The organism is Gordonia sihwensis NBRC 108236 (assembly GCF_000333035.1).
GTDB lineage: Bacteria > Actinomycetota > Actinomycetes > Mycobacteriales > Mycobacteriaceae > Gordonia > Gordonia sihwensis.
Window position 1 is genome coordinate 1 of the sequence record NZ_BANU01000051.1, and the last position, 6880, is coordinate 6880.

Annotated in this window: 7 protein-coding genes; 2 read left to right on the forward strand and 5 right to left on the reverse strand. The window is 68.7% G+C overall.

Annotation, left to right across the window (positions count from 1 at the left end; genetic code table 11):
* Positions 1-559, reverse strand: a 559-nt coding sequence (locus tag GSI01S_RS19290; RefSeq protein ID WP_174302311.1) for a helix-turn-helix domain-containing protein, incomplete at its 3' end; no start/stop codon positions are given.
* A gap of 165 nt (positions 560-724) precedes the next feature.
* Between GSI01S_RS19290 and GSI01S_RS19950 the strand changes: the two genes are divergently transcribed.
* A complete protein-coding gene (locus GSI01S_RS19950) occupies positions 725-1501 on the forward strand; it encodes a recombinase family protein (RefSeq protein ID WP_006898352.1) in 777 nt (258 codons plus the stop codon).
* 368 nt (positions 1502-1869) lie between these two features.
* Here GSI01S_RS19950 and pcaDC read toward each other — a convergent pair whose 3' ends face one another.
* Genes pcaDC through pcaH form a run of 4 tightly spaced genes read right to left on the reverse strand, consistent with a single transcriptional unit; the run spans position 1870 to position 5649 of the window.
* Positions 1870-3069 (reverse strand): bifunctional 3-oxoadipate enol-lactonase/4-carboxymuconolactone decarboxylase PcaDC, encoded by a 1200-nt coding sequence (gene pcaDC, locus GSI01S_RS19300; protein ID WP_006898353.1) that lies wholly within the window; start codon positions 3067-3069, stop codon positions 1870-1872.
* A complete protein-coding gene (locus GSI01S_RS19305) occupies positions 3066-4310 on the reverse strand; it encodes a lyase family protein (protein WP_039868240.1) in 1245 nt (414 codons plus the stop codon). The genes pcaDC and GSI01S_RS19305 overlap by 4 nt, the downstream gene beginning before the upstream one ends.
* A 5-nt stretch (positions 4311-4315) precedes the next feature.
* Positions 4316-4885, reverse strand: a complete 570-nt coding sequence (pcaG, locus tag GSI01S_RS19310; protein WP_006898355.1) for a protocatechuate 3,4-dioxygenase subunit alpha — start codon at positions 4883-4885, stop codon at positions 4316-4318.
* Entirely contained in the window at positions 4882-5649 is a 768-nt protein-coding gene (pcaH, locus tag GSI01S_RS19315) for a protocatechuate 3,4-dioxygenase subunit beta (RefSeq protein ID WP_006898356.1), read from the reverse strand. Before pcaH ends, pcaG begins: the two co-directional genes overlap by 4 nt.
* Before the next feature lie 70 nt (positions 5650-5719).
* On the opposite strand from pcaH, the gene GSI01S_RS19320 reads away from it, so the two are divergent.
* Positions 5720-6475 carry an IclR family transcriptional regulator gene (locus GSI01S_RS19320; protein ID WP_006898357.1) on the forward strand — a complete coding sequence of 252 codons (756 nt, stop codon included), beginning with the start codon at positions 5720-5722 and terminating at the stop codon, positions 6473-6475.
* The last annotated feature ends 405 nt before the right edge of the window (positions 6476-6880 follow it).

Sequence of the window (6880 nt, forward strand, 5' to 3'; positions counted from 1 at the left end):
AGCCCATCCGATCAGCGAGTACCTTGTTGGGTACTCCACCGATCTCTTCCAACGCCTCGGCGATGAATCCGAGTGTGGTGGTCGCTGTTTCGTTGGTGGCGAACCGAACGAAACGCCACCGCGAGAACGCCACCACCGCGCAGAACATGTGTAGCCCGCCGATTACGGCCCAATCGATGACCAGGTAGTCACCCGGCGCCCACACTGCCGGGCGGCGGCCACGATGATGGTCACGGCGCCACTGTGTTTTCTCCTGGGCGACGAGACGACGGAAGTTGCGGGCCGAGCCCTCATAGCCCGCGGCACGTGCTACCGGCAGCAGTCGCTTGGCGGTGATCCGGCCGTGTGACCGCTCGACTCGCTCAGCGACCAACTCGGCGACCGCATCGTAGTTGCGGGCCCGTTCCTTGCGGTCGGGTGGTTGATCGTCGGCCTCGAACCGGTCGACCACACGCTTGACGGTCTTGTGGGTGGTGCCGCACACCTCGGCGGCGGCGCGATAGCTTCCGAGTTCTCGGTAAGCAGAAATGATGTCCATACGGTCCTTCGCAGACTTCAATGGAACTCCCAGGCGGTGATGGTGATCGGTTGGCACCTTCACCGTCATCGCCTGGGCCCTCAGTTCCGGGTCGACACGACGAACACAGGGTGGGGACTTTTATCTGGCCACCAGCGGGGACCTCGACCTGGCCACCAGTGGGGACTTTCTCATGGCCATGGACACATGGCTGATCGGATCGGGACGTTGCTGAATCGTTCGGGTGGCGAGGAGGTGCTCATCGTCAGCCGCGGGAAGGTGCGGACTCGGTTCCGTCGTCGGGATGAGTTGGGTTGGAACTTTCGGGTGGAGTCGACGGACTCGGAGAACGTCATCGAGGTAACGCCAAAGCCGAAGCCAGATCCGAAGCCGGCTCGCCGATCTTCGCATGCGCGTGGGCAGCGGGTGGCGTACGTGCGGGTGTCAGCCGCGGATCAGAACGAGGCGCGTCAGCTCGAGGCGGTGGGGGAGTGCGACCGGGTCTATATCGAGAAACAGTCGGCACGCTCGCGCGCTGATCGCGTAAAGCTCGAAGAGTGCATCAGGTATCTGCGGGACGGTGATGAGCTGGTTGTCGCGTCGATGGACCGACTCGCTCGTTCCCTGGTTGATCTCAAGCAGATCGTCGGCGAGGTCACCGCGAGGGGTGCGAGTGTGCGGTTCGTCCACGAGCGGGCCACCTACGCTGCTGGTGCCCAGGATCCTCGAGCCGACCTGATGCTCTCGCTGCTCGGGGCGTTCGCAGAGTTCGAGCGGGCCATCATTCGCGAACGCCAGGCCGAGGGTATCGCCATCGCCAAGGCGAAGGGCAAGTACAAGGGACGCAAACGCGTCCTGACTGAGGAGCAGATCGACAAGGCCCTTGCCCGTATCGAGGCGGGGGAGGGGCCGTCAGCTATCGCCCGGGATCTCGGGGTGGGTCGATCCACGCTCTACCGCGCACTCCAGCGAGTAAGGAAGTAGGCGCCGCCGACACGTCGCGTTAGCCCGCCCACTGCGCGACGAAGCTGGTGCGACACCCTTACAGGACACCGAAGTCGTAGCCCTTGCGTCGAGATGCCGCGTTCGGAGATCCCCGCTACGGCATGGACGACGAGGGTTCGAGCACGCGTCAGTGAGTCCCGGTTGGAATGAGCTCCACCGTCTCGTTCGGCGCGACCTAGTGCGCGCCCGGGTGACCACCACTCGCCAGTGAGACCGCCGCGAAACGTCCGTAGACCACCGCCACCGCCACTTACCGGCGAAAGTCACAATCACAACCCTGCATAGCCACAGGATTTCACGCCAGCCACCACACCGGGCTCCTGCCACGAGGATTGTGCAGCAGTCTCCTAGTAAGCGGGGTGGTCCAGCTCGTCGAGCACGCGCTGGGCGATGCGGTAGGCCGCGTTGGCATCGGGCACGCCGCAGTAGATCGCCGTCTGGAGCAGCAACTCTTTGATCTCGTCGTTGGTCAGCCCATTGGTACGCGCGGCCCGCACGTGCATGGCCAGCTCCTCGTGATGGCCGCGGGCCACCAGGGCGGTCAGCGTGATGAGTGAGCGGCTGCGCCGGTCAAGACCCGGACGCGTCCACACCGACCCCCAGGCGTACTGGGTGATGAAATCCTGGAAGTCGGCGGTCAGATCGGTGATCGCCGCGGTCGCGCGGTCGACATGGGCGTCGCCCAGGACCGCCCGGCGCACCGCCATGCCGGCGTCGCGCACCCCGGCGACGGTCGTGGGAGCGGCAACCGCCTGCCCCGCGTTCGCGTGATCGCGGATGAGTTGGGCGACCTCGGACGGTTGCTCGGCCGGGGGCAGGTGCGCGACGCCGTCGAGGACGACGAGCCGCCCGTTCCGGACTCCAGAGGCGATAGCCGCGAGATCGGCCGGCGGAGTGGGGACGTCGAGCAGACCCGACACCGCCAGCACTCGCGGTTCGATCTCGCCGAGGCGGTCACGGACGTCGAAGCCCGCCAGCGCCTCGCACACCAGCGCATAGCCCTCGTCGTCGGCGTCCCGCAGGTCGTGCAGCAGGGCTGCGCCGATCTCCGGCTCCCGCTCCAGGAATCCGGGTGCGAACCAGCGCTGGGCCGACCCTTCGATCATCGACGGGGTGCCCGACGCGCGCACGGACGTGGCCCGTGTCCGCCAGGCATCCGGCTCGCCGATCCGTGCGCCCGTCGACAGCAGGACAGCGGAGTCGATGCGCGCGGGTGCGTCCAGCAGCAGCTGCAGCCCGACGGCGCCTCCCACCGAGTCGCCCGCGTAGGTGAAAGTGCTGGCGAACGTGTCGCGCTGGGCCACCACGTCGTCGACCATCCCGAGGACACCGGCGGCCAGCTCGGCCATCGTGAACGGCTCGGCGGAGCCGGCGTTGGACCCGTGCCCGGGCAGGTCCCAGGCGAGAACCTCGAATCGATCGGTGAGTCCGGCGGCGCAGCGCGCCCACAGTGACTGAGCGGACGTGCCCAGCGAGGGCCCCAGCACGAGAAGGGGGAGGGCCGGCGATCCGCCGAGCCGGACGGCCGTGATGCGAGGGATGTTCACTCGTTCTCCTCCAAGAAGGTCCGGGCCCGCTCGACGGCGCCCGCGATGAGGTCCTCGGAGAATCCGAGGTACGTGGTCGGATCGGCGCTGGCGGTGGCGTCCAGCAGCCCGGCGATCGAGCGGCGTTCCGCCAGCACGCTCTCGGCCGACGTGTCGAGCGTCGTGCGCATTCGCTCGGCGTCCACGTGCAGACCCGTCAGCAGCTCGGTGGTCTGGGATGCGGCCACGACGGCGCGTCGGCCGAGCAGGTGCAGGGTCGACCACTCGACGTGCCACGCCCCGTCCGGACGTTGGTCGCCGGAGGCGGCCGACGCGACGTGCAGCGTGGCGGCAAGACCGGGGGCTCCCAGGGCCGCGCGACGCACCAACACGGATAGGACCGGGTTGTTCTTGTGCGGCATCGTCGACGAGCCGCCGCGACCCTCAGCCGTCGGCTCGGCCAGCTCGCCGATCTCCGTCCGTGCCAGGGTCGCGACATCGGTCGAGATGTGTCCCCACGCGTCCGTGCACGTCACCAACGCGTCGGACGTCCGGGTGACCGTCGCCCGCGAGGTGTGCCACGGGCGCAGCTCGCGCAGCCCGAGGGCCACGGCGGTGTCGGCGACCAGGTCAGCGCTCGTCCCCTGGGGATCGTCGTGCCCCCGCAGGCCCGCCAGCTCGGTGGCCGCCGAGAACGTCCCGACCGCCCCGCCGAGCTGCACCGGCAGGAGGGAGCGGGCGTCGAGGACCAGATCGGCGGCGTCGACCAGGCCGTCGAGCCAGCCCGCGGCGACCGCACCGAATGTCGTGGGGACGGCGTGCTGGGTCAGGGTGCGGCCGACCATCGGCGTGTCGGCGTGCTGCGCGGCGAGACGGGCGAGAGCGGTCACCTGGGCGCGCAGCTCGCCGATCAGCCGTTCGAGCGCATCGCGCAGCGCGAGCATGAGGGCGGTGTCGAGGACATCCTGGCTGGTGAGCCCGCGGTGAAGCCAGGTGGCGGCGGGCTGCGGCGCTCGCGAGCGGAGCAGCCCGACGAGCGGGACGACGGGGTTGCCGCTGCCCTCGGCTGCCGCCGCGATGTGCGGCAGATCGTCGGCGGTGACGAGCGGGGCGAGGTCGGTGGCGGCGGCGGACGGCGCGAGCCCGGAGGCCACGAGAGCGTCCAGCCACGCGGACTCCACCCTGACCATGGCGGCGAGCAACGCCTCAGCACTCATCAGGTCGCCGGCGCGCTCGTCGCCGGGCCAGAACAGGTCGGTCATGGCGTTCAGTGTGCCGCCCCGTGGCCCGGGAACGTCAGGAAGACGGTCTCGCCCTGGCCCTGCAGACGGATGTCGAACGCATGTCCCTGCGCATCGGCCTCCGCGACCAGCGTCGCGCGACGGTCCGGCTCGAGGCTGCTGAGAAGGGGGTCCGCAGCGAGGGCGGCCTCGTGTCCCGGCAGATATGCGCGTGTGAAGAGCCGATCGAGCAGGCCACGCGCGAACACCGTGAGCGCGAAGAACGGTGCGCCCCCGTCGACCCCACCCGGCGCGATCGTCGAGAACGAGTAGTGGCCGGCGTTGTCGGTCGACGACCGGCCCCAGCCCGTGAACGTCCAACCGTCGCGGCGCAACGAGCCCGGCTGCTGGACGATCGCGCCGGACGCGTCCGCCTGCCAGAGCTCGACCAGCGCGTCGGGGACCGGCGCACCAGAACCGTCGAGCACGCGGCCGTGGAACCGGATCGCACCCGGGCTGCTCGCAGGCACCAGTTCGGAGTCGCCGTCATAGGGGAGTGCGTAGTGGAAGAACGGGCCCACCGTCTGGCCGGGCGTGGGGTGCAGGCGGGGGCTCATGCGTGGTCCTTGTCGTCGTTGTTCTCGGTCCAGGTGCGGTGGGCGCCGGTGAGCACGATGTCCCACCGGTAGCCGGTCGACCACTCGGGTCGCGTCAGGTCATGGTCGTAGCGGGCGACGAGGCGGTCACGGGAGCCCTGGTCGGTGATCGACTGGTAGATCGGGTCCAGCGCGAACAGGGGATCGCCCGGGAAGTACATCTGCGTGACGATGCGCTGGGTGAACTCGGTGCCAAACAGGGAGAAGTGCACGTGGGCGGGACGCCACGCATTGCGGTGGTTCCGCCACGGGTACGGACCCGGTTTGATCGTCTGGAATGAGTAGCTACCGTCCGCACCGGTCAGGCACCGCCCGGCGCCGGTGAAGTTCGGGTCGAGCGGCGCAGGGTGCTGATCACGCTGGTGGATGTAGCGTCCTCCGGCGTTGGCCTGCCAGATCTCGACCAGCTGGCCCGCGACCGGGCGTCCGTCGCCGTCCACGACCCGGCCGGAGATCGTGATGCGCTCGCCGATCGGCTCGCCCGAGCGCTGAATCGTCAGATCGGCCTCGAGTGGATCGACGTCCCGGTGGCTGAAGCACGGAGACCACAACTCGACGCCTTCCGGATCGACCTGGTGCAGATCCTTGGTCGGATGCCGCAGGAGGCTGCTGCGGTACGGGGAGTAGTCGAGGCGGGGCCGGATAGCGGACGGGTCGGTGCCGGCGGACAGGTCGGCGATCTCGGCGCTGATCTCGGCTTGGGTCGATAGGTCAGGAGTGCTCACCAGCCCGACGGTAGGTGGCCGGGGCGTACGCTTCGAGCTATATCGTTCACTGAGTGAAAGGGGGGCGACGATGGCCGGCAACACCTCCGACCCGGGAGCCAGTGTCGCCTCGCGCCTGCTGACCGTTCTCGGCGCCTTTGACGATGAGCACCGGGCGATGACGCTGAGCCAGATTGCGCGTCGGGCGGGTCTACCGCTGCCGACCACTCACCGATTGGTGGCCGAACTGGCCACCTGGGGCGGCTTGGTGCGGCGGCCGACCGGCGAGTACGTGGTGGGTCGCCGGATCTGGGAGCTCGCACTACTGGCGCCGACCCAGACCGGCCTGCGCCAGATCGCTGAGCCGTTCCTCCACGACGTGTACGGCGCGACGCTGGCCACCGTGCACCTCGCGGTGCGCGAGGGCGCCGAGGTGTTGTACCTCGACCGGCTGTCCGGCACGGCGTCCGTCCCGATCGTCAGCACCGTCGGCTCCCGACTGCCGCTGCACTGCACGGCGGTTGGGAAGGTGCTGCTCGCGCACGCGCCCGACGACGTGCTCGCCGAGACGCTCGGCTCGTTGACCCGGATGACGCCGTTCACGGTGACCCAGCCCGGGCTCCTGCGCCAGCAGCTGGCTCGGGTGCGGCGCCATGGGTATGCGACAACGGTCGAGGAGATGTCCCTCGGGGCGTGCTCGGTGGCCGTCCCCGTGCTTCGAGACACCGCGGTCGTCGCATCCCTGGGTCTTGTGGTTCCCCGCTTGACGAGGGACAGGACCCGCCTCGTCGGAGTCCTCCAGGCCGCGGCGTTCGGTATCGGCCGGGAACTGGCGTCAGGCGGGTGATGGGAAGGAGATCTGACGCGGGCTAGAGGGAGACAGGGGCCGACGCTGATCCATCTAGACCGATGTCCGGCGAAGTCGTACTTGAGGCATGAGAATCCAAAAAATCGAACCCCACGGAATCCGGGGCACACCAATGTGCCCATCAAACCCGGGGCACACCAATGTGCCCATCAAACCCGGGGCACTTCAGAAGCGGTATTGCTCGCACCACAGCCTTGACCTGGAAGGGCAGGAATGCCAGCCATGAACTTTTTACCGCCCTGCCCACGGGTGCGTAAGCGCAGCGTGCCGGAGATGGATGCGGCATCGGATGCCCCGGTGGCAGGTCACAGCGCGTGAGACATCCGGGCCGTGGATTCGCCGCTTTGGCTGTGGCCGTACTGGTGACTGTCTTAACAAACATGT

Excerpts from the sequence above, each read along its gene's own strand:
- GSI01S_RS19320 (WP_006898357.1), top strand. The coding sequence starts at position 5,720 with ATGGCCGGCAACACCTCCGACCCGGGAGCCAGTGTCGCCTCGCGCCTG.
- pcaG (WP_006898355.1), bottom strand. The coding sequence starts at position 4,885 with ATGAGCCCCCGCCTGCACCCCACGCCCGGCCAGACGGTGGGCCCGTTC.
- GSI01S_RS19305 (WP_039868240.1), bottom strand. The coding sequence starts at position 4,310 with ATGACCGACCTGTTCTGGCCCGGCGACGAGCGCGCCGGCGACCTGATG.
- GSI01S_RS19950 (WP_006898352.1), top strand. The coding sequence starts at position 725 with ATGGCTGATCGGATCGGGACGTTGCTGAATCGTTCGGGTGGCGAGGAG.